Origin of the sequence: Bacillus cereus group sp. MYBK15-3 (genome assembly GCF_051916765.1) — a bacterium.
GTDB lineage: Bacteria > Bacillota > Bacilli > Bacillales > Bacillaceae_G > Bacillus_A > Bacillus_A cereus.
On sequence record NZ_JBQAHG010000008.1, the window covers coordinates 127,747 to 150,601 of the forward strand.

Consider the following 22,855-nt stretch of genomic DNA (forward strand, 5'->3'; position numbering starts at 1 on the left):
TAACCAAATTATGGAGGTGTTCTCGCGATGACTCATTATAAAGACGATAGTTATGCCTTACATACAGACCTATATCAAATCAACATGGCTTATACATATTGGAAAGATGGTATTCATAATCGCCGTTCTGTTTTTGATTTATATTTTCGAAAGCTTCCATTTGAGAACGGCTACGCTGTTTTTGCTGGCCTTGAGAAAATTGTAGAGTACATAGAAAATTTCAGTTTTACTGAAAGCGATATCGCTTATTTAGCAGAATTACAATTTGAAGAAGAATTCCTTCATTATTTACAAAATATGAAATTCACTGGGACCATTCGCAGTATGCAAGAAGGTGAAGTTGTATTTAATAACGAGCCTTTATTACGTGTTGATGCACCACTTGGTGAAGCACAAATTATTGAGACTGCCCTCTTAAATATTGTGAATTACCAAACATTAATTGCCACAAAAGCAGCACGTATGAAACATGCTGCAAGTAATGATGAGCTTTTAGAGTTCGGCACAAGACGTGCCCATGAGTTCGATGCTGCCCTTTGGGGGACGCGTGCTGCCTTTATTGGTGGGTTCTCCTCTACAAGCAACGTTCGTGCTGGGAAACGCTTTGGGATTCCTGTAGCTGGCACACACGCTCACTCTTTCGTTCAAGCATATCGCGATGAATACGTCGCGTTTAAAAAATACGCTGAAACTCATAAAAAGTGCGTCTTTCTCGTTGATACATATGACACATTGAAATCTGGTGTTCCAAATGCGATTCGTGTTGCAAAAGAATTTGGGGATCGTATTGATTTCTATGGCATACGTCTTGATAGTGGTGATATGGCTTATTTATCGAAAAAGGCACGAAAACTATTAGATGAAGCAGGGTTTACAAATACCAAAATTATCGCTTCTAGCGATTTAGATGAATACACAATTATGCACCTTAAATCTCAAGGAGCAAAAATTGACGTATGGGGCGTTGGGACAAAATTAATTACGTCCTTTGAGCAACCTGCATTGGGGGCTGTTTACAAACTAGTTGCGATTGAAGATACTGACGGAAAATTAAATGATACGATTAAAATTTCATCTAATCCTGAAAAAATTACCACTCCAGGACTGAAACGAATTTATCGTATTATCAATCGGGTAAACGATCATGCAGAAGGCGATTATATTGCGTTAGATTCTGAAGAACCTGGAAAAGAAGAGCGCTTAAAAATGTTCCATCCAGTTCACACATATATAAGTAAATTCGTAACAAACTTTGAAGCCCGTGAACTGCATAAAGATATTTTCGTTAACGGTGAAAGAACATATGAACTACCAAGTATATTAGATATTCAACAATATAATGAACAGAGTCTCTCTCTATTTTGGGAAGAATATATGCGAACTTTAAATCCTGAAGAATACCCTGTCGATTTAAGCCAAGAGTGCTGGGATCATAAAATGAATTACATTCAAACAGTTCGAGAACAAGTTGAAAAAAACATACAAAAGTAAACAGAGAAGTTTCCCCTTCTCTGTTTTTTCAATACTATATGGATATTTGTAAAAAATATATTAAAATAATAAGACGAATGTATTTTATTTGTAAATTTTAATATTACGCCATTTAAAAGTAAAATAATATTTAGTATTATTTTATTGAGTCAATTTCAACAAAATCACCAATAAAAAAAGGACGCGGGTCGCGTCCTCTTTTTTATAAATCTTTCACTCTTAATACACGCATTGCATTTAACACTGCAAGTAGTGTCACACCAACATCTGAGAAAACAGCTTCCCACATTGTTGCAATACCAAAAGCACCAAGTAATAAAACGATCCCTTTTACACCTAGAGCAAAGATGATATTTTGCCACACTATACTTCTTGTACGTTTTGCAATTTTTACAGCTGTCGCAATTTTTGAAGGCTCATCAGTCATAATAACGATGTCTGCCGCTTCAATTGCTGCATCTGATCCTAAACCACCCATCGCAATACCAACGTCTGCACGAGCTAATACTGGTGTATCGTTAATACCGTCACCAACGAAGGCAATTTTTTCTTTTCCGTGCTTCGCTGCATCAATTTTTTCAATCTCTTCTACTTTTTGTTGTGGTAGTAATTCCGCATGAACTTCATCTAAGCCTAATTCTTTACCGACAGCTTCACCAACTGGTTTTGCATCACCAGTTAACATTACTGTCTTTTTAATACCTAGTTCTTTTAACTTTTGAATCGCTTGTTTCGAATCCTCTTTTACCTCATCAGAGATAACAATATAACCTGCATATCTTCCATCTACAGCAACGTGAACTAATGTACCTACTGTTTCTGGTTGCTTAAATTCAATATTTTCTTTTCTCATTAATTTTGCATTACCTGCAAAAATTTCTTTTCCTTGTACTTTTACGACTGTACCGTGACCAGAAATTTCGTTATAATCATCGATTATTTTTTCATCAATTGATTTTCCATATGCCTTTCGAATAGATTGGGCAATTGGATGGTTAGAATATACTTCAGCAAATGCCGCATACTCTAATAACTCTTCACTTGTAGTACCTTCGCTCGGTTCCATTTTTGTAACTTTGAAAACACCTTTTGTTAATGTTCCTGTTTTGTCAAAAACAATATATTTTACATCATTTAAAGCTTCTAAATAGTTACTACCTTTTACTAACACACCACTTTTAGATGCACCGCCAATACCTCCAAAGAATCCAAGAGGAATGGATACAACTAACGCACATGGACAAGAGATTACTAAGAACACTAAAGCTCTATAAATCCACTCAGAGAATGTAGCTCCTTCTAAAATAAGTGGTGGAATAAACGCCATGATCGCCGCTGTAATAACTACAACTGGAGTGTAGTAACGTGCAAACTTCGTAATAAAGTTTTCCGTTGGTGCTTTTTTACTGCTTGCATTTTGAACTAAATCTAAAATTTTCGATACAGTGGATTCACCGAATTCTTTTGTAACTTCAATTGTCAACACACCATTTTGGTTCACAAAGCCACTTAATACATCATTTCCAACTTCTACTTCACGTGGTACAGATTCACCTGTTAATGCTGAAGTATCTACCATTGATGTTCCTTCAATTACTTTTCCGTCTAACGGCACTTTCTCACCTGGCTTAACGATAATATAATCGCCAATTTGTACATCTTCTGGTGATACTTGCTTCGTTTCATTTCCAACCTTTACATTCGCATAATCAGGACGAATATCCATTAATGAAGTAATTGATTTTCGGGAGCGGTTTACCGCAATACTTTGGAATAGTTCTCCTACTTGATAAAATAGCATTACTGCTACAGCTTCAGAATATTGTTGAATTGCAAAAGCTCCTACAGTTGCAATTGCCATTAAGAAGTTTTCATCAAATACTTGGCCACGAGTTATGTTTCTTATCGCTCTCCAAACGATATCTCCACCTATTAATAAATAAGCAAGGACGAATAACGGAATTGTTACCATTTGTGGTAAGCCCGCTAATGCAGCAATTGCTGTCAAAATTCCGCCGACCACTAATCTCCCTACCATCTTTTTCACATTTGCTTCACCATGATCGTGACTATGTCCGTGGTCATGACCGTTCTTCTCTTCACGAACAACTTTCACATCTGGTTCTAACTTTTGAACGACATTTGTTATATTTGCTACAGTCGCTTCTAGTTCTCTTTTATTCGCAACTTCTACTCGTAATTTCTTCGATACGAAATCAACAGTTGCTTCTGAGACAGCTGGCATTTCCTTCACTTTATTTTCAATTTTCATTGCACAGTTCGCGCAATCTAAACCTTCTAATATAAATACTTCTTTAGCAATTTTATTTTTTTGTTCTTCTTGAACTTTAATATGCGGTTCTAATTTTGTAACGAGTTGTTTTGCTTCCGTAACAACTTCGTTTTCTTTATTTTGTGCTGTTTCTAAGATCATTGTCTTTGTTGCGAAGTTTACAGAACAAGAATTTACTCCTTCTATATTCCCAACACCTTTTTCAATTTTCATTGCACAGTTCGCACAATCTAAACCTTCTAACATCAGTTTCTTTTTCACCAATGCTTCAGCCATCGTTCTCCCTCCTCGCGTTCTTTTATTCTTCTTCATTTACGTGTTCAAACGCTTGCTCGAAGATATGAATTACGTGCTGGTCAGCTAACGAATAATAAACAACCTTTCCTTCTTTACGATTCTTCACAAGTTTCGCTTGCTTTAACACACGAAGCTGATGCGAAATAGATGATTGTGTCATTCCTAATAAATAAGCTAAATCACAAACGCACATTTCAGCTTCAAATAGCGCATGTAATATTCTCGTACGTGTACGGTCACCTAATACTTTAAATAGTTCTGCTACTTTACTTAAACTTTCATCAGTTGGAATTGTTTGTTTTACTTGCTCTACAACTTCTTCATGAATTATCGTTTGAGAACATGTCTCTTGTGGTGTTTCTACTTTATTTCCAGCCATTATAGCTCACCTCTTTAATTGAACATATGAACAATCATTCATATATCTTATACTCTTATTATATGAGCGCCCACTCATATGTGTCAATGAAATCTGAATTTTTTTTATGAACATTCCGTTCACATTTTAATAAGTCGTATACATATTTTCCGCACTCTCTATATTCTCATACAAAAAAGGATGCACAATTCGCACACCCCTTTTTACTTACTTTTCATTTTTCACCGCATCCACAATTAAAGAAACAAATCCTAAATGATTATCCCGATTTCTATGGTCAAAACGTTTCGAACGATAAATAAATCCATCTTTCTCATTCCAATCATTATAGTGAAACTTACCATTCTCATCACAGTATTCTAAGAGCCTTACTTGAAAACCTGCTGATTCAAACATGGACGTGATTGTTTTATAGCTATGAACAATTTTATGACTTGCTGCAGGATGATCTAATGGACCAGGTCCACCTACTTGTACCCCTTGCTGATATTCTTCATCTGGAAAAAATGCATCTGGTACTGCACAACGAATATATCCATTCTCCATTAAAAACTCATAACAAATTTTTGCAGCTTCAATTCCTTCTTCATATGATAAATGCTCCCATACATGTTCTGCTAAAATTACTGATAAAGAATTAGGTTGAAATTTATCAAGCCAAGTTTCTCTCCGTAATAAATTTAATTCTTCTTCATTCGTATGTAACCAACCAGGGTTATTATTATACCCCTCTGCTCCAACAACAACTTTTGCTTCTTCCATTTCGCTCCCACCCTTTTTTCATATTCCGACAGAAAAATTCGACAAAATAATATACATTCCCTTTATTTCAACAAAAGAAAAAGCCTTGCGCGCTCCCTAGACGCACAAGGCTTACTGTGTTTATATCCCTTTAATTAGCTTGTTCTAAATTATCCTGCGAACTTCCATCGTCTTTTAAATGACTATGTTTTTTCGAATAAACAAAGTATACAACTACTCCGATTGCTAACCAAGCACCGAAGTACATCCATGTTTTTAATGGTAGGTTTACCATTAAGAATAGACAACATGCAATTGAAATAATCGGCAAGATCGGTACAAGTGGTACCATAAATCCACGTTGTAATTTTGGATGTGTTTTACGAAGAATAATAACTGACACACCAACCATCGCAAATGTTAACAACGCTCCAATATTCGCTAAATTCGACAATTCTTTCAAATCGATAAATCCAGCAATTAAAGCACTACCAATTCCTGTTAACCAAACTGTAAATGTTGGTGCTTCTGTCTTTTTATTAATTTTCGCGAAAGATTCTGGCAATAAACCGTCACGGCTCATAGCGAAGAATACACGTGTCGTTGCATAAATGTAAGCAAAAATTACTGCCATAATACCAATTACAGCTCCAATTGCGATTATACCAGCTACTTTATCTTGTCCTACAACTTCTAACACATACGCCATCGCTTCCGGTACATCTAGCTCTTTATATGAAACCATACCCGTCATAACGAGACAAACTACAACATAAATGATTGTACAAATGACTAACGAAGCGATAATACCAATCGGTAGATCACGTTGCGGATTTTTTACTTCTTCAGCAGAAGTTGCTAATGCATCAAATCCTAAGAAAGCAAAGAATACTGCTGCTCCCCCCGCGAAAACTCCACTTAAACCATACGGTGCAAATGGTATCCAGTTTTCTGGTTTCACGTAGAATACACCAACTGCAATGAATAAAACAACGATACCAATTTTAATTAATACCATTATGTTATTCACTCGTTTACTTTCTTTCGTACCTCTTGATAATAACCAAGTTATAACTAATGTAACGATAACTGCTGGTAAATTCACTATACCACCTTGAGACGGAATCGTTAGCAGTGCTTTTGGAATTTCAAGCCCTAATCCACTCACTAAGTTATGGAAGTAACCAGTCCATCCGCCAGCTACTGCGGCAGTCGTTACAACATATACGGATAGTAATGTCCATCCCATTAAATGAGCTACAAACTCGCCAATTGTTGCATATGAGTATGTGTACACACTACCTGAAACAGGAAGTGTAGAAGCAACCTCTGCGTAACATAATGCTGCAAATCCACAAACGATGGCTGCAATCATGAATGAAAAAATAACTGCTGGACCAGCATCTCTTGCTGCTACTAATCCAGTTAATACTAGAACTCCTGTACCAATTATCGCACCAATCCCTAGCATTGTTAGGTCAAATGCCCCTAGCGTTTTCGTCAAAGTTTTACTTTTACTTTCCCCTAACAATTGCGTAACGGATTTCTTTTTAAATAGGTTGGCCACGATGTATGCCCCCTTTTGCCAAGAAGAGCTAAGAGATCTTCACTCTTAGCTCTTATCATGTTGTTTTATATATTGTTCGATTTTGTTTTGTATAATGCTTCTATTAGCAAGATACTGTTTCTGCTTCTAATAATTCTTTAGCACCTTTGTACTCTACACCGTGAGCTTCTGCAACTGCTTCAAATGTTACATAGCCATCTAATGTGTTAATACCTTTTAGTAATGCAGTGTTGCCTAGGCAAGCTTCTTTGTAGCCTTTGTTAGCAATTTGTACTGCATATGGTACTGTTACGTTTGTTAATGCAAGAGTTGATGTACGTGGAACCGCACCTGGCATGTTTGCAACTGCATAATGAACAACGCCGTGTTTTTCATAAGTTGGGTTATCATGAGTTGTAATACGATCAGTTGTTTCGAAAATACCACCTTGGTCAATCGCGATATCTACAACAACAGAACCTGGTTCCATTGATTTAATCATTTCTTCTGTTACAAGTTTTGGAGCTTTTGCACCTGGGATTAATACTGCACCGATTACAAGATCAGACTCTTTAACAGCTTCTGCAATATTGTAAGGATTAGACATTAAAGTTTTTACTTGGTTTCCGAAAATGTCATCTAATTGACGAAGACGTTCTGCGCTTAAGTCGATGATTGTTACATCCGCACCTAGTCCAACTGCAATTTTAGCAGCATTTGTACCAGCTTGTCCACCACCGATGATTGTTACTTTACCACGTTTAACCCCTGGAACACCTGCAAGTAAGATACCTTTACCGCCTTTGTTCTTCTCAAGGAATTGTGCACCAATTTGTGCAGCCATACGACCAGCTACTTCACTCATAGGTGCAAGTAATGGTAATGAACGATTTTCTAATTGTACTGTTTCATATGCAATAGAAACAACTTTTTTCTCGATTAAAGCTTTTGTTAATTCTGGCTCTGGAGCTAAGTGTAAGTATGTGAATAAGATTAAGCCTTCACTGAAGTGTTTGTATTCGCTTTCAATTGGTTCTTTAACTTTCATAACCATTTCCATGTTCCAAGCTTCTTCAGCTGTATCAACAATTTTTGCTCCCGCTTCCACATACTGAGCGTCTGTGAAACCAGATCCTAAACCTGCACCCTTTTGAATGAATACTTCGTGATTGTTACGAATTAAATGTACAACACCTGCTGGTGTCATTGCCACACGGTTTTCGTTGTTTTTAATTTCTGCTGGTACCCCAATACGCATAATGAAATGCCCCCTTATAATTAACAGAAAAAAGAGATTCTTTTTTCTTTTTGTAATAATTAATAACTTATGTCCTTATTCTAGCATAACTTAAAAGTTATGAAAACGCTAACATACCATTTTTATAAAGTTTATATATTTAGAATAGTGTAAATATATAAAACATTGATTCTATTGGGGGCTTCGTGACATTTCATTATCTATCACTCTATTTTTATTATACCTCTTCAAAATAAACAGTAACCTTTTATTATTTGACAATAATTTAACATTGTAAGAAACCTAAGCGATAACGTATACATATACAGTTATTATTTTACTCAATACTTTAGAGATATATTCTTTTCAAAAAAAATAGCTGCTAGCATTTAGCTAGCAGCTGGGTAACTTATAAATAACTTAGAAAATAAATCATCTGTCGTTTCAGTAATTTTATCAAACAGATCACTTTCTTCCGCTTCTTGCTCTTTTAACATCTTAATTGTTTCACGTGCATCTTCAGGGTAATCGGTTATGATACCATCTACGTTCAACTTATAATATGCCTTTAAATTTTCCATATCATTTACTGTCCATACGTAAATTGGTTTGTTTAACTTCCTTGCTTCTTTTACTAATTTCTTATTTAACATATATTCTTCTGCTACGTAAAAGTCAGCCTTCACATTCTTTAAGTTAGCTCTACTTGCATACAATATATACCCTACTTTTATATCTGGATTTGCACGCTTAAACTCTTTAATAAGTGGATAGTGTAACGTTTGAATTACACATTGCTTCTCAAATTCATTATCTTTAATCGTTTTTAAGACTTTGTTTACAAAATCTTTTTCGCCCCCATGAAGCTTCACTTCTATATTAAGTTTGATTTTGCCATTTGCTAGCTTAATGATTTCATCAAGTGTACTTATTTGTCCTGAAAGTCCATCTTGACTAAGGGTAAGCTGCCTTAACTCAGCCATCGTTAAATCTGACACATGCACATTGGCATTTGCGAGACGTTTCAGCTTCAAATCATGTATAACCGCTAGTTCACCGTCTTTCGTTTGTAATACATCTATTTCAGCGTAGTCTGCTTTTGCATCAATAGCACCTTGCACAGCTTCTTTCGTATTTTCTACACCTTTTGATATATACCCGCGGTGCGCCATAATAATCGGTTCTTTATATGAATTTGAAATAAACGTTACAATGAAAGCAACGACCATTCCGGCAGTAATAATTCCTACAATGTATACGCCAATGAATTTCCAACGATGTTTTTGGAAGAAACATTTATCTGCTTTCGTTTTCGAATAATCTAATCCTTCTTCTAATAAAACATCCTCAACCGGTACCTTTTGTAAGTATAATCGCGTAATCGCCATAATATAAAATGGCGTCACGATAAAGCTGAATAAATACAATGTGCTCGTTAAAAATACAGAAATCGTTGATTCAGCTAATAATGCAAATGTTCCTTTCGGGTTTGTAAATTCATAAACACCCCATAGGCACAATAAATATATTCCCAAAAACACGACATATACAATTCCAATTGAAATAAAAAATCCTACTAAAAAGAATAGTACTTTAAAAAAGCTTTCCTTTACTAAAGTTGCACTTTTACGTGCTGCCACGCGAAATGGTTTTTGCTCTAAAACAACAATGGGTAGAACGAAAATCCATCGAAGATTCAAATACGCGACTACAGCAAAGAACGTGTAATAACCAACTTGTCCCATCGTTGTCTTAAACAGTTCTCCTGTAATAAAGTTAGGAATTTGAATTTGCGGGATTAATGCCGTTTCATATCCCATATTTAAAAGAGGCAACAATACGACAGCATATAAAATAAATCCTGGTAAGCAATATGTGAAAAGAGTAGGTAAATACGTTACCGTTTTATATAAAATCGGACGTAATTTCACCTTCTGTCTTTTATGAGCGAAATACGAAATAATAATAAGCACTGCAAATTCTGTAAAGATAAGAAACAGTGCTAACAATGATAAAATTACGATTGCTAAGATGCCATAAGGCGTCTTTAAAAACGCTAATAATTCATCATTTGTCGCATTTGCATAACCAGCAAAATACAATAACTTATTAAAAATGATTCCAAATAGTGGAACAAACACAATCGCTGCTAATAATTTATAAGCAAGTTGAAAAGTTAATACATTCCAAAAAGCAAATTTAACTGTTTGAAAGGAATGTCTCATTACTCCTGGTATAGATAGTTTTTTACGGTGTTGCATATATTCCTCCAAATTCTAAAACGGTATTTGAGATGGATTCCATATTTCAAGTTCTAATCCATCTTTTTAATAATAATATATTCCGCTTAACATGAACACTCTTATACATATAATGAAAAAAGTGATGGCTACTTCCCATCACTTTTTCATTTATTCTATTTTTTCTCTAGGCCTTGTCCAAATGCTTTCAAAAAGCTAAAACCGAATGTAATAGCTCTATTGATATCTGGATCTTTTAATACTTTAAAGAAATCCATTACTTTTGTTTTTTTACCACTATTTAATTCATCTGTTGCAAATTGCAATCCTGTAACTAAACTTGACGTAATTTGCTTCGTTATTTCTGGATCAACTGAAGATAACGCTTCTCCTGCCCCCATCATATTGTTGAGTGCATTTTTAACTGGTTCACGATTTAATTGCTCCACAGCGATTTTTGAAACATCTTCCTTCGCAGCAAGTAAACTAATTGCTGCATCTAATATACCAGCCTTCTGCAACTGTGCTAAAAGCTGCATCGTTTCTTCTACTGCTTCACGATTATTAGATAACTCATTTAGAAGTTCATCTGCTACTTGCTGTTTCTGTTCTTCCTCTGTTACAACTTTCTTTTTAATTACAGTAATTTCTTTCGCCACTATCTCCGCCCCCTAGTCCACAAGTGATACGTATTGTTTTCTTTGCCATTTTTGCTGGATTTCAACACCATTTTGCGGATTACGCTTTTTATCTCTCGGGTTTGAAGATGGTAACGGACGATTCCCTTTTTCACGTAGTACACGCATCTTTACCATCGTTTGTTTATACGCTGGTGTACACGTATAAAGATCTGTCGCCGTTCCAGTTAAAATATTGATTGCCTCTTCATTTACCGTTGCATGCATCGGTAAATATAGCTCTTTCCCCGTTACACGATCTGTAACAAGTGCCTGTACTTTAATTTTCCCAAATGGTGATGCTAATTCTACAAGACCACCATCTTTCACATTGCGCTCTAGGGCAAGTTCAGGCGAGATTTCAACGAACACTTCAGATACTTTAGATAAAATACCAGCCGATTTATTCGTCATATTTCCTTCATGGAAATGTTCTAACATACGACCATTATTTAAAAGTAAATCATACTCATCTGGTGCTACAACTGGTGGTACCCATTCATCTAATGATAAACGAGCGAGTTTATCTGGGAAGTTAAATCCGTCTACATATAATAGCGGTGTATCGCTACCATCATGACTACCCCAACATAAACTATTCCATCCTTCTAGACGGTCGTACGTTGCTTGAGAGTATAACGGTGCAAGTGACGCGATTTCGTCCATAATTTCACTTGGACTTTCATAATTCCAATCCCCACCTAGTGCACGAGCAACTTTTTGTAAAATCCACCAGTCTGGTTTTGAATCACCAAGCGGCTTCAATACTTCATATAATCTTTGAATGCGGCGCTCTGTATTTGTAAACGTTCCTTCTTTTTCTAAGCTTGGTGCCGCTGGTAAAATAACATCAGCAAAACGAGCTGTTTTCGATAAGAACATATCTTGAACAACAAGGAAATCTAAATTCGCTAAAATATGTTGTACATGGTTGGCATTCGAATCTACTAAAGCCATTTCTTCACCCATAACATACATACCACGCAGTTTTCCTTCATCTGCCGCAAGTAACATTGCAATATTATTTAAGCCTGGTGCTTTCGGAATTGTAGTACCGTATGCTTTTTCAAATTTCGCACGGAGCGCATCATCTGAAACCGCTTGGTAACCTGGAAGCCAGTTTGGTAATGTTGCCATATCACAAGCGCCTTGTACGTTATTATGTCCGCGTAATGGGTATGCTCCTGCACCAGGACGACGATAGTTACCCGTAACAAGCAATAGATTTGAAATTGCTGCTGAAGTTGTACTTCCTCCAGTATTTTGAGTTACACCCATTCCCCAAAGTACACAAGTACCATCTGCTTCATATACCATACGAGCCATTTCTTTCAGATTTTCTTTCGAAATCCCCGTGATTTCTTCTGTATAATCAAGCGTATACTTTTCTACCATTTTGCTATATTCATCAAAATTCTTCACATTTTCAGCTATGAACTTTTTATCGTGCCAATCTTGATCAATAATATATTTCGTAATACCAGCGAGCCATACGTAATCAGTTCCTTGGCGCGGATGAATGAATAAATCCGCACGCTCTGCCATTTCATGTTTACGAAGGTCTGCCACAATTAATTTTTGGTCATGTAATTTATGTGCACGTTTTACACGCGTTGCAAGTACAGGATGTCCTTCTGTTGGATTTGCTCCAACGATAATGACAAGGCCTGCTTCCGCAATATCTTTCACTGTTCCAGCGTCCCCGCCCATACCGACAGTTTTAAATAAACCGTCTGTTGCTGGAGATTGACAATAACGGGAACAGTTGTCTACATTATTCGTTCCATATATTTGACGGGCTAGTTTTTGCATAAGATAATTTTCTTCATTCGTTACTTTCGAAGAAGAAATAAATCCAAATGCATCACTTCCATATTCTGATTTAATATGCTGCATATTGGATGCAACAACTTCAAGAGCCTCTTCCCATGAAGCTTCAACAAACATATCTCCTTGGCGAATTAATGGCTTTGTAATACGATCTTCACTGTTTACAAAATCCCATCCAAATTTGCCTTTTACACATGTGGAAATACCGTTAACCGGCGCATCTGAAACAGGCTGTACTTTCAAAATGTGGCGGTCTTTCGTCCATACTTCAAATGAACAACCTACACCACAAAATGTACAAACTGTTTTTGTTTTATTCACTTTCGTCTTACGCATCGCAGCCTCTACTTCTGAAACTGCTAAAATACTACTATATCCAGGTTCTACATCCTTTACAAAATCAATCATCGGATCTAACACATCCGGTTTCAATCCTGTCATGAATCCAGCTTCACCCAGCATTGTTTTTTCCATTAACGCATTACATGGACATACTGTTACACACTGCCCACAACTTACACAAGATGAGTCATTTATACTTACACCATTGTCCCATATAACACGTGGACGGTCTAAGCTCCAATCAATCGATATAGTTTCATTCACTTGTAAGTTTTGACATACTTCTACACACTGCCCACAAGCAATACATTGATTTGGATCATACCGATAAAACGGATGTGACATATCCACTTCACACGCACTTACTTTTGGCTCATACGGATATTTCTGTTCCTCAATTCCCATCATATGTACTGTATTGTGGACTTTACAGTTACCATTATTGTTATCACAAACGGTACAATACAGTAGATGATTCTCTAATATTCGATCCATTGCCTCAGTCTGTGCCTCTTTTGCACGCTGGGACTGTCTTTCGATATGCATACCGTTCTCTAATTTCGTTGAACAAGCACGCATTAACTTCCCATTTACTTCTACAATACACGTATCACAAGTTTGAATTGGATCTACTTCTGGTACATGACAAATTTGAGGATGTTCCAAATTACTCTCGTTAAATAATTGTAGTATCATCTTTTCACCTGATGCAGAAAATTCTTTACCATCGACGGTTACACGGACTGTCTGTTCTGCCATAGTTTCCCCTCTCCTTACAACCAACTGTACAACACAATTATGAATCCGTTTTCAAAATCGCATTACTGTACATATTTTTGAAACGCTCTACCCAAATACTTTCTTATGAAGTCGATTCTAGATGTTATAAGGTATAACTACGAAAGCTTGAAATTATCACTATTCTACAGTTCTATTATATCGTACATATACAATAATAACCAAAATAATCTGTGCTCTTCTTGTTAATAGGTGTTTTTATTTTTCCCATTGTTTTATGATAAATGTGGGAGAGAAATACATATAAAAGGGGAATTTAATATGGGGCCTACGCAAGAGACTTATACAATTGTACGCTATCAATCTGGTACATTTTCAAAACAGCTTGATGAGATTGTTACAGAATCTCCTATTACTATTAAGTTGAATGGTGAAGAATATGTAACAGTCGTATGCACACCAAATTATATTGAAGATATGGTAATTGGTTTTTTAATTTCTGAGGGGATTATTTCTTCCTATAAAGATGTTGAAGAACTATGGGTTCAAAAAGATAACGGAATTGTCCATGTAAAATCATCAAAAGTGAATCCGCTCTATCAAACTTTATATAATAAACGATACATCACTTCTTGCTGTGGAAAAGGTAGACAAGGTTTTATTTTCGTAAACGACGCAGCAAAAGCAAAAGACTTACATGATATACATGTAAAAATTACTCCTGAAGAATGCTTTCACTTAATGAATACCTTGCAACAATCTTCTACTACATTTCGCCAAACTGGCGGTGTTCACAATACCGCGCTATGTGATCGAAACAATATCCTCCTATCAAGAATGGATATTGGAAGACATAATGCATTAGATAAAATATATGGTCATTGTTTGCGTAACGATATATCCATTAAAGGAAAAATCATCGCATTTAGCGGACGTATTTCATCCGAAATTTTACTCAAAGTTTCAAAAATCGGATGTGAAATTGTTCTATCTAAATCCGCTCCAACAAAACTGGCATTGCAACTTGCCCATGATTTAGGCATTACAGTCGTAGGGTTTATTAGAAATGAATCTTGTAATATTTACACACATCCAAAACGAATTGATGGCTATCAATCCAATGTTTAAAAAATAACTCCTCAATCGAGGAGTTATTTTAGTTATAAAAATGTAACATATTAAACACTTGAATAGTTAACAAAGTTAATATATAATTTCATTACATAATTAAAACAAAACATTGTAGCATATATCTTTTCATTCTTTTACAAATTAAAAGAGAATACTAACAAAACATATACTCAATCTTATAAAAGTAATGGATTTATTTGAAATCCACCAGGGAGGTTACAACTATGGAAATTCGCTTATTAACAACAGAGGACGCAGAAATATATTTAAAAGTTTGTATGGAAGGTTTAACGAAGAATCCGGAAGCTTTTAGCTCTTCTTATGAAGATGTTCTTAAACATGAAAATCCTGTGGCTGCTATGGCTAAACGATTAAGCAATCCGGATAAGTATACTCTAGGTGTCTTCAAAGATAATGATTTAATTGGTATCGCTACTTTAGAAACAAAACCATTTATTAAACAAGAACATAAAGCAAAAATCGGTTCCGTTTTTGTTTCTCCAAAAGCGCGTGGCCTTGGAGCAGGACGAGCTCTAATTAAAGCAATTATTGAAAATGCCGATAAATTACATGTAGAACAACTTATGCTCGATGTTGTAGTTGGTAACGATGCAGCAAAAAAATTATATGAGTCATTAGGTTTCCAAACTTACGGCGTACAAGAGCGTTCATTAAAACATAACGGTCAATATTGGGACGAGGAACATATGGTTCTGTTCTTAAATGATTAATACTTCAATATAAAGTGAAACTTTACTCAGTGGGTGATTTTTCCATCCCCTACTGAGTATTAGCTGAACCAATCGGGCTTTTGCGGGGTAGTTTTCCAAAAACATCTTTCTTAATAAGAAAGATGTTTTTTTGCATTACAACAATGTAATCTTCATGTCACCTTTATCGATCGTACCAATCCTTACCATTTATTATACTAAAAATATAAAGTGAAACTTTACTCAGTGGGGAACTACATCCCACGCTGATCGCATGTACTTGATATGTAGAGGAGAATGTGACATGAAACAAAACAAACGAGCTATGCTTTTAATATTTACTACAGCAATTGTAACTTCTGGGTTAGCAATTTTACCTTGGTTTATCATATAGGAATACTCCCCTAACAATAAAAAAAGCTGATTGCTTCTTAAGAAGCAATCAGCTTTTTTTATATTATAAAATCCCCAAAATTTTATTTACGCAACTTATAATAATAACCATAGATACGGCAACGCACATGACAACCGTATTACGATCTTGCTTTTCTTTTTTTGAAATTTCTTCTTTTGAATTCATGTGTATGATCTCCTTTTAAAAAAAGTGTGAGATAGGAAATTTTTCTTATCCGATGCGAGGTGAATACGAAAACCCTCTCTATCTCACATACACAATAGAATGGAATTGTCATTTTATAAATAAAATGACATGACGTTATGTCGCAACATAGGGTATTTTGTGTCGCTACGTTTTCTATTATAAAAAATAGTTGTGCAAAACTAGTGCATTTTTTATGTCAATTACTCTGAGCGAAAAATAACTCTTCCACTCAATCACATAAAAAGAGTTTTTTATTATTTTCATGTAAACTATACAAGTAGAATGAACAGTTTGGGGTGCACAAGATTATGGTAAAAATTTTATTAGTAGACGATGAAGAACGTATGTTACGATTATTAGATCTGTTCTTAAGCCCTCGCGGCTATTTTTGCATGAAAGCTACCTCTGGCCTTGAAGCACTAAATTTAATCGAACAAAAAGAATTCGATATTATTTTATTAGATGTTATGATGCCAAATATGGATGGATGGGATACTTGCTATCAAATTCGTCAAATTTCCAATGTTCCTATCATTATGTTAACAGCTCGTAATCAAAACTACGATATGGTGAAAGGCCTCACGATGGGCGCAGATGATTATATTACAAAACCATTTGATGAGCATGTATTAGTCGCACGAATCGAGGCTATATTACGCCGTACAAAAAAAGATGGCTTTGTTAGTTTCAATGGTATTGAGTGGGATAAAACGAAACATACTGTCACAGTTTATGATGAAAAAATCTCATTAACTCCTATCGAATTTTCGTTACTCGGACTATTTTTGCAAAATACAAACCGTGCTTATAGCCGAGATGATTTAATCGAAAAAATTTGGGGCTATGAAACAGATATCGAATATAGAACAATTGATTCACACATTCGTAATATCCGTGATAAACTACGCAAAAAAGGATTTCCAATTGAAGATTACCTAGAAACGGTCTATAAAGTCGGATATAAATGGAAAAGTGAATAATTACTTCGGTCAGTGGGAAATCGTATACCACTGACTCTTTATTATGAATAAGGTATGGTGAAAAAATGAGTAAACTTTCCCTTAAAATTGGGACATACTTTTTAATATTAGCTTTATGTATTGAAACAATTGCTTTCGTATCTTTTTATAAAAGCCTTTCAAAAATGCGTATTGTAGAGGAAACAGATGCTCTTTTAGAGAAAGGTAATCGCTATAGTAAAAAAATTAAAAGCCGCGAGAGACGGGATGAATATTATAAAGAAATGAAACACGCTGAACATAATAAAAGTCCTAAACGCCCTGTGTATCCTGAATTCGATATTACGAATGAGGCTGCACACTTAGTTGAATCGGAATCAATTTCTAACTCCGATATAGCTATCATTATTACTGACCATAACGGCAAAATTATTTCCACCTCAGAACCCGTAACAAAAGATATGCAAAAACAACTTACTTGTAAAACAGAAACTGTCCCAGACGGCGGATTGGTCGTTGAAAGGAACTGGAAAAAATCAAAGTTCATCACAACAGTAAGCCCACTTAACACAACAAAGTTTCAAGGAAAGCTATATATGCTATTAAAAACATCTTTCCTAGAAAATATGTTACTTAAACTCATGAACCAATTTCTTATCATTAGCGTTTTAACAATTATTTTAACAACAATTTCTGTCTTTGTTTTTTCACGCGTTATTACAGAACCACTTGTAAAAATGAAGAGAGCGACAGAAAAAATGTCAAAATTAAATAAGCCAATTCAATTAGGTATTAAACGGAATGATGAACTCGGAAGTTTAGCAAAAACAATTGAAGATTTATCGAGTGAACTTACGTATATGAAAAAAGAGCGCAATGAATTTCTCGCTAGTGTCGCTCATGAACTATTAACTCCATTGACCTATATGAAAGGTTATGCAAAGGTAGCAAAGAGAGACTCTTTAACAAAAGAGGAGCGAGAAGAATACTTACAAATCATTGAGGATGAAACGGATAGTGTAACCGATCTCGTCCAAGATTTATTTATGCTTGTACAATTAGAACAACACCAATTTGTTATAAAAAAACAAAAAGTGCTTCTTCAGCCATTTTTAGAACGAATGGTTGAAAAAACAAAAACAACATTAACGAATAAGCAAATGCAACTTCGTGTATATTGCAAAGATGATTTAGAAGTTTGTATAGACGAAAGACGTATGGAACAAGTTATGTTAAATTTATTACACAACGCTTATCAACATTCGCCAGAAAACACATCCATTACGATACGTGTACTCATGGAAACAGATTCTTTTACAATAAGTGTACAAGATGAAGGTGAAGGTATTCCTGAAGAAGATATCCCGCATATTTTTGACCGTTTTTATCGTGTTGATAAATCTAGAACACGAGCTACAGGCGGAAAAGGCATCGGGCTAGCTGTTGCAAAGGAAATTGTAGAATTGCATAACGGTTCTATTCTAGTAACAAGCCAATTAGGAGCGGGAACAAACTTTATAATCAAGCTACCTTTTGAATAATATGCGTGTGAAAACACCAGTAGTAGTAAACACTACTGGTGTTATTTTGTTCATAAAAACAGCTCATATAAGCTAAGCTTTTGAAATTATTCTTATTTCAATATAAAATAAAGGTACATTTGCAAAGATTTGGAGGGTGATATAATTGGATATCCATGTATTAACAAAAGACGAAGCAGAAATTTACTTAGAACTTCGCGTAGAAGGATTAAAGCAAAACCCTGAAGCATTCAGCTCTTCTTATGAAGATATTATTAATAAAGAGTGTGCGATTGAATATAAAGCACAAAAATTAGCACAAGATGAAAACTATACGCTAGGTGCATTTAAAGATGGAAAATTAATCGGGGTTGCAACACTGGAAACGAAACCATATGTAAAACAAGAACATAAAGCTAAAATCGGTTCTGTATATGTATCTCCAAAAGCACGCGGACTTGGAGCAGGAAAAGCACTTATTAAAGAATGTCTTGAGCTTGCTAAATCTTTAGAAGTAGAACAAGTTATGCTTGATGTTGTTGTTGGCAACGATGGAGCGAAAAAACTTTATGAATCATTAGGTTTTAAAACATTCGGTGTACAAGAACGTTCATTAAAATATAACGGACAATATTGGGACGAAGAGCATATGGTCTTATTCTTAGATGAAAATAAATAATAAAAAACATCCTCATGTTTGGAGGATGTTTTTTACTTTCTTGTAAACCATGCCGTGTGTAATAATTGAATCGCTTTCGCAATCTCTTCCTCTGATAATATCGCAAACCCAAGTAAAACTACACTCTCAGGCGCCGTACCGTCTTTATAGTACGTAGACACAGGATATATTTTAATACTATATTTCGCAGCTTCTTGAATTAATTCTTCTTCCTGCATTCCATTATGCACTTTTAATAAAATGTGTAATCCGGAATCTTCTCCTATCACTTCAACACGATTAGAGAAATACTTCTCTATTTCAAAAACAAGTCTATCTCTCTTCTTACGGTAGACAACACGCATTTTATGAATATGTTTTTCCCAATATCCTTCATTTAAAAATCTTCTAATCACTTCTTGATCTATTCTTGAAACACTTTGTGTATAAAATAAATATTGCTGTTGATACTTTTTAATTAATTTCTTCGGCAACACCATATAGCTCATCCGTAGCGATGGCAATAATGCTTTAGATAGCGTCCCCATATAAATAACTTTCCCCTCTGTATCTAACCCTTGCAGCGCCGGTATAGGTTTTCCAGAATAACGAAATTCACTATCATAATCATCTTCAATAATATACCTGCTCTCTTCTTTCTTTGCCCACTGTAAAAGCTGCATCCTTCTCGTAATAGGCATAATCATTCCATATGGAAACTGATGGGAAGGTGTAACAAATACAACATTCGCATTGCTATTTTCTAAATCTGCAATACAAATTCCATCTCTATCTAAAGATAACATTTGGACTCTTGCTTCTCCCTGTTCAAAAACAACCATCTTTCTATGATACCCTGGGTTTTCAACTGCATAATTGCTTCCCTTTAACAATTGAAACAATAGTTTCACTAATATTTGTGTTCCCGCTCCTAATACAATTTGACTAGCTGAACAACGCACACCTCTAGATTCATACAAATAATTCGTAATCTCTTCTCTTAAGCTTGCTTCCCCTTGAGGGTGTCCTAGAAAGAGAAGTTCGTTATTATGCGGTTGCCATACTTCATTTACAATTTTCCGATACATATTAAATGGAAAAGCATTTGTATCAATTCCTGTTTGTGTAAAGTCAAATTTATAACGCTTCTCCTGAAACGGGACTTCTTCTATCCTCTCTTCGCTATCCTCTACATGAACCATTTGCTCAATCTTGCATACAAAATAACCTTTTCTCGATATCGATTCAATATAACCTTCTGCAAGTAATTGTTCGTAGGCTGCCTCTACTGTATTTTTACTTACTTGTAAATGTATCGCTAACTTTCGCTTAGCCGGTAATTTCGTAAAAGGGACAATCGATCCATCTTTAATCTCTTTTTTTATATACTCATACAATTGCACATATAATGCCTTTTTACTATTCACATTTAAATTAGGCGTTAATTCTAACATAATATCTGACCCCTTAATAAAACTAAAATCTGATACTTTTTACAGTACCAGATTTTATATATAATTCCTTTTATCATGTCACACATCAAAAATCAAATACCGGAGAGGAGAAACATGATAATGAACAATGGTAGACGTATCGGACTCATTATGATTATTACAGGGGCTACATTATGGGGATTATCTGGTCCAATGATTCAGTGGCTATTTCAGCATACTAATGTATCCTCAATTGATTTTTTAACAATTCGATTGTTACTTGCAGGAATATTTATTTTGTCTTTCTTACTTATAAAGAAACAAAACATATTTCAAATTTGGAAACACCCTAGATATTCTATACAACTTATTATTTTCTCTATTCTCGGCATGCTTGGTGCGCAATACGCCTTTATCGAAACGGTTCATATTAGTAACGCGGTCACAGCAACGCTATTTCAATTTCTAGGTCCTGTTCTTATTACCATGTATGTTGCATTTGAACAAAGAAAATTCCCTGCTTCCATGCAACTATTCGCAATTATAGCCGCGCTAATAGGAACATACTTTATTATTACAAATGGCTCAATTGAAAATATTGTTTTATCTAAAGAAGCTATTACTTTTGGACTATTAACAGCAATTGGATTTGCATTTTATACCCTTCATCCAGCTTCGCTTATTAAAGCATGCGGAACAACTATAGTAATTGGTTGGGGGATGTTAATCGGAGGAATTGCACTACTTATTTATAATCATTCATTCGGGTGGAATCAATTTTCACAAACCTTTACACTAAAAACTTTTTCTATGCTTATTCTTATCATTATTAGTGGTACCCTTTCTTTCCTTCTGTATATCGGTAGTCTTAAATATTTAGCAGCAACAGAAACAAGCATTTTATCTAGCATTGAACCCCTTGTAGCTGCCATCGTTTCAATCACTTGGCTAAGTGAATCTTTTGGAGCATATCAATTATTAGGCGGCATATGTATCGTTCTATCCGTTATTTTTTTGACGATGCCCCAAAAAGAAACCGAACCAACCTATACAACGGAACAAATATAAAATGAAACTTTAATTAGTGGGGCTATCTCCCACTGATTATTAACCTACACCAATCGGGCTTTTACGGGATACAAAATGTCAAAAGAGGTCGTACAAAACTTACGACCTCTTTTGACATTTTAAAGGAATTGTCCCGCCTTCTAGCAAATACAATTACACTAACAATAAAAACTAGGAGTGTGGCACCATGAAAAAAATCGGAACTATGCTACTTCTCTCCTTTCTCATCACTGGATGCACACAAGCACAACCTGATTCAAAAGCATCTAAAACTGAAGCTGTCGCAACGTCCAATCAAGTGAACGCACCTTCCTTCTTTCATCTTAGTGTTTTAAAAGATGTAAATTGGGAAGAAGCACCCTCATTCATAGACGGAAAAATACCTTTAAAAGGCATCGAAGGAAAAATCGCAATGGCTGATAGTCCTATTATCGCAAATGAACAAAATGAAATAATGTGGTACTTTCTAGATTCTGAAATACCAACTGGAAAATTGTCTATTATTGCGCTAAAACAAGGATCTGTAACGCCAACACCAGTACTCTTTCAAAAAGAAATTTCCAAACAAACTTGGACTACTTCAAATACAATCAATTCTACTACAAGCGAACTCCCTCTCGCTATGTCACTACCTTCATCTGGATTATGGTTATTAAATATATATGTGAATGAAAAATATTATGATCAGTTTGTAATCACCGCTGAGTAAAGTGACAAAAATAAACCACTTTCTTACAACAATGTAATTTCTACGTCATGTACTTCGATAGTTGAATTATCTCTCTTCTCTTATACTTAAAGTAAGAAATGAATGAGGAGAGATGAGAGATGAAAAAAATGATAGAAGTAATCGTAGCAATAACTGAGGTTTTAGTGAATGGTAAACAAGTTGCAATGGAATTAAATAAATAGTGAAGAAACATAAATAATTCTACACTTCTTCATTATTTTGATTTCTTATCTC

Annotated in this window: 18 protein-coding genes; 8 read left to right on the forward strand and 10 right to left on the reverse strand. The window is 35.1% G+C overall.

All coding sequences use genetic code 11. From position 1 onward, the window contains the following. The first annotated feature begins 27 nt into the window (after positions 1-27). The gene (locus tag ACTFR8_RS26265) at positions 28-1,491 is read left to right on the forward strand and encodes a nicotinate phosphoribosyltransferase (RefSeq protein ID WP_000150187.1); all 1,464 of its coding nucleotides are present in this window, start codon (positions 28-30) and stop codon (positions 1,489-1,491) included. Positions 1,492-1,693: 202 nt separating this feature from the next. Here the strand turns inward: ACTFR8_RS26265 and ACTFR8_RS26270 are convergent, their stop codons facing one another. The 8 genes from ACTFR8_RS26270 to fdhF all read right to left on the reverse strand — a co-directional run bounded on the left by ACTFR8_RS26270 (position 1,694) and on the right by fdhF (position 13,832). After that, on the reverse strand, positions 1,694-4,060 hold the full coding sequence (locus tag ACTFR8_RS26270) for a heavy metal translocating P-type ATPase (RefSeq protein WP_000796560.1): 2,367 nt from the start codon (positions 4,058-4,060) through the stop codon (positions 1,694-1,696). Positions 4,061-4,082: 22 nt separating this feature from the next. After that, positions 4,083-4,460 (reverse strand): ArsR/SmtB family transcription factor, encoded by a 378-nt coding sequence (locus ACTFR8_RS26275; protein ID WP_000918378.1) that lies wholly within the window; start codon positions 4,458-4,460, stop codon positions 4,083-4,085. 207 nt (positions 4,461-4,667) lie between these two features. Then, on the reverse strand, positions 4,668-5,222 hold the full coding sequence (locus ACTFR8_RS26280) for a class I SAM-dependent methyltransferase (RefSeq protein WP_000390572.1): 555 nt from the start codon (positions 5,220-5,222) through the stop codon (positions 4,668-4,670). 130 nt (positions 5,223-5,352) lie between these two features. After that, positions 5,353-6,768, reverse strand: a complete 1,416-nt coding sequence (locus tag ACTFR8_RS26285) for an amino acid permease (protein WP_001284887.1) — start codon at positions 6,766-6,768, stop codon at positions 5,353-5,355. Between the two features lie 103 nt (positions 6,769-6,871). Beyond that, positions 6,872-8,005, reverse strand: coding sequence for an alanine dehydrogenase (ald, locus tag ACTFR8_RS26290; RefSeq protein ID WP_001219744.1), 1,134 nt, complete (start codon positions 8,003-8,005; stop codon positions 6,872-6,874). Between the two features lie 368 nt (positions 8,006-8,373). Further along, entirely contained in the window at positions 8,374-10,245 is a 1,872-nt protein-coding gene (locus ACTFR8_RS26295) for a glycerophosphodiester phosphodiesterase (RefSeq protein ID WP_001164705.1), read from the reverse strand. A gap of 155 nt (positions 10,246-10,400) precedes the next feature. After that, positions 10,401-10,883: a DUF1641 domain-containing protein gene (locus ACTFR8_RS26300; RefSeq protein ID WP_001040540.1), complete on the reverse strand. Its 483-nt coding sequence runs from the start codon at positions 10,881-10,883 to the stop codon at positions 10,401-10,403. 12 nt (positions 10,884-10,895) lie between these two features. After that, on the reverse strand, positions 10,896-13,832 hold the full coding sequence (gene fdhF / locus ACTFR8_RS26305; RefSeq protein WP_000840638.1) for a formate dehydrogenase subunit alpha: 2,937 nt from the start codon (positions 13,830-13,832) through the stop codon (positions 10,896-10,898). Between the two features lie 300 nt (positions 13,833-14,132). On the opposite strand from fdhF, the gene fdhD reads away from it, so the two are divergent. After that, positions 14,133-14,939, forward strand: a complete 807-nt coding sequence (gene fdhD / locus ACTFR8_RS26310; RefSeq protein ID WP_000529230.1) for a formate dehydrogenase accessory sulfurtransferase FdhD — start codon at positions 14,133-14,135, stop codon at positions 14,937-14,939. A gap of 227 nt (positions 14,940-15,166) precedes the next feature. Then, positions 15,167-15,673 carry a GNAT family N-acetyltransferase gene (locus tag ACTFR8_RS26315; protein WP_000405883.1) on the forward strand — a complete coding sequence of 169 codons (507 nt, stop codon included), beginning with the start codon at positions 15,167-15,169 and terminating at the stop codon, positions 15,671-15,673. Positions 15,674-16,109: 436 nt separating this feature from the next. Here the strand turns inward: ACTFR8_RS26315 and ACTFR8_RS26320 are convergent, their stop codons facing one another. Then, positions 16,110-16,232: a hypothetical protein gene (locus ACTFR8_RS26320; RefSeq protein ID WP_001085006.1), complete on the reverse strand. Its 123-nt coding sequence runs from the start codon at positions 16,230-16,232 to the stop codon at positions 16,110-16,112. Between the two features lie 329 nt (positions 16,233-16,561). On the opposite strand from ACTFR8_RS26320, the gene ACTFR8_RS26325 reads away from it, so the two are divergent. The 3 genes from ACTFR8_RS26325 to ACTFR8_RS26335 all read left to right on the forward strand — a co-directional run bounded on the left by ACTFR8_RS26325 (position 16,562) and on the right by ACTFR8_RS26335 (position 19,411). Then, positions 16,562-17,233, forward strand: a complete 672-nt coding sequence (locus tag ACTFR8_RS26325) for a response regulator transcription factor (RefSeq protein ID WP_000238959.1) — start codon at positions 16,562-16,564, stop codon at positions 17,231-17,233. A gap of 65 nt (positions 17,234-17,298) precedes the next feature. After that, on the forward strand, positions 17,299-18,753 hold the full coding sequence (locus tag ACTFR8_RS26330; protein WP_252209782.1) for a HAMP domain-containing sensor histidine kinase: 1,455 nt from the start codon (positions 17,299-17,301) through the stop codon (positions 18,751-18,753). 145 nt (positions 18,754-18,898) lie between these two features. Beyond that, positions 18,899-19,411: a GNAT family N-acetyltransferase gene (locus ACTFR8_RS26335; protein WP_000351212.1), complete on the forward strand. Its 513-nt coding sequence runs from the start codon at positions 18,899-18,901 to the stop codon at positions 19,409-19,411. A gap of 32 nt (positions 19,412-19,443) precedes the next feature. Here ACTFR8_RS26335 and pdxR read toward each other — a convergent pair whose 3' ends face one another. Beyond that, positions 19,444-20,844 (reverse strand): MocR-like pyridoxine biosynthesis transcription factor PdxR, encoded by a 1,401-nt coding sequence (gene pdxR / locus ACTFR8_RS26340; protein ID WP_000891927.1) that lies wholly within the window; start codon positions 20,842-20,844, stop codon positions 19,444-19,446. 120 nt (positions 20,845-20,964) lie between these two features. Here pdxR and ACTFR8_RS26345 point away from each other — a divergent pair, with 120 nt between their 5' ends. Both ACTFR8_RS26345 and ACTFR8_RS26350 read left to right on the forward strand, forming a co-directional pair. Then, on the forward strand, positions 20,965-21,891 hold the full coding sequence (locus ACTFR8_RS26345) for a DMT family transporter (protein ID WP_252209781.1): 927 nt from the start codon (positions 20,965-20,967) through the stop codon (positions 21,889-21,891). Between the two features lie 187 nt (positions 21,892-22,078). Further along, positions 22,079-22,600 (forward strand): DUF4871 domain-containing protein, encoded by a 522-nt coding sequence (locus tag ACTFR8_RS26350; protein WP_000719682.1) that lies wholly within the window; start codon positions 22,079-22,081, stop codon positions 22,598-22,600. The last annotated feature ends 255 nt before the right edge of the window (positions 22,601-22,855 follow it).

What these genes read in the sequence shown, in the direction of transcription:
- pdxR (WP_000891927.1), bottom strand. Translation starts at nt 20,844, where the DNA reads ATGTTAGAATTAACGCCTAATTTAAATGTGAATAGTAAAAAGGCATTA.
- ACTFR8_RS26280 (WP_000390572.1), bottom strand. Translation starts at nt 5,222, where the DNA reads ATGGAAGAAGCAAAAGTTGTTGTTGGAGCAGAGGGGTATAATAATAAC.
- ACTFR8_RS26295 (WP_001164705.1), bottom strand. Translation starts at nt 10,245, where the DNA reads ATGCAACACCGTAAAAAACTATCTATACCAGGAGTAATGAGACATTCC.
- fdhF (WP_000840638.1), bottom strand. Translation starts at nt 13,832, where the DNA reads ATGGCAGAACAGACAGTCCGTGTAACCGTCGATGGTAAAGAATTTTCT.
- ACTFR8_RS26325 (WP_000238959.1), top strand. Translation starts at nt 16,562, where the DNA reads ATGGTAAAAATTTTATTAGTAGACGATGAAGAACGTATGTTACGATTA.
- ACTFR8_RS26265 (WP_000150187.1), top strand. Translation starts at nt 28, where the DNA reads ATGACTCATTATAAAGACGATAGTTATGCCTTACATACAGACCTATAT.
- ACTFR8_RS26270 (WP_000796560.1), bottom strand. Translation starts at nt 4,060, where the DNA reads ATGGCTGAAGCATTGGTGAAAAAGAAACTGATGTTAGAAGGTTTAGAT.
- ACTFR8_RS26315 (WP_000405883.1), top strand. Translation starts at nt 15,167, where the DNA reads ATGGAAATTCGCTTATTAACAACAGAGGACGCAGAAATATATTTAAAA.
- ACTFR8_RS26345 (WP_252209781.1), top strand. Translation starts at nt 20,965, where the DNA reads ATGAACAATGGTAGACGTATCGGACTCATTATGATTATTACAGGGGCT.
- ACTFR8_RS26275 (WP_000918378.1), bottom strand. Translation starts at nt 4,460, where the DNA reads ATGGCTGGAAATAAAGTAGAAACACCACAAGAGACATGTTCTCAAACG.
- ACTFR8_RS26330 (WP_252209782.1), top strand. Translation starts at nt 17,299, where the DNA reads ATGAGTAAACTTTCCCTTAAAATTGGGACATACTTTTTAATATTAGCT.
- ald (WP_001219744.1), bottom strand. Translation starts at nt 8,005, where the DNA reads ATGCGTATTGGGGTACCAGCAGAAATTAAAAACAACGAAAACCGTGTG.
- ACTFR8_RS26320 (WP_001085006.1), bottom strand. Translation starts at nt 16,232, where the DNA reads ATGAATTCAAAAGAAGAAATTTCAAAAAAAGAAAAGCAAGATCGTAAT.
- ACTFR8_RS26350 (WP_000719682.1), top strand. Translation starts at nt 22,079, where the DNA reads ATGAAAAAAATCGGAACTATGCTACTTCTCTCCTTTCTCATCACTGGA.
- fdhD (WP_000529230.1), top strand. Translation starts at nt 14,133, where the DNA reads ATGGGGCCTACGCAAGAGACTTATACAATTGTACGCTATCAATCTGGT.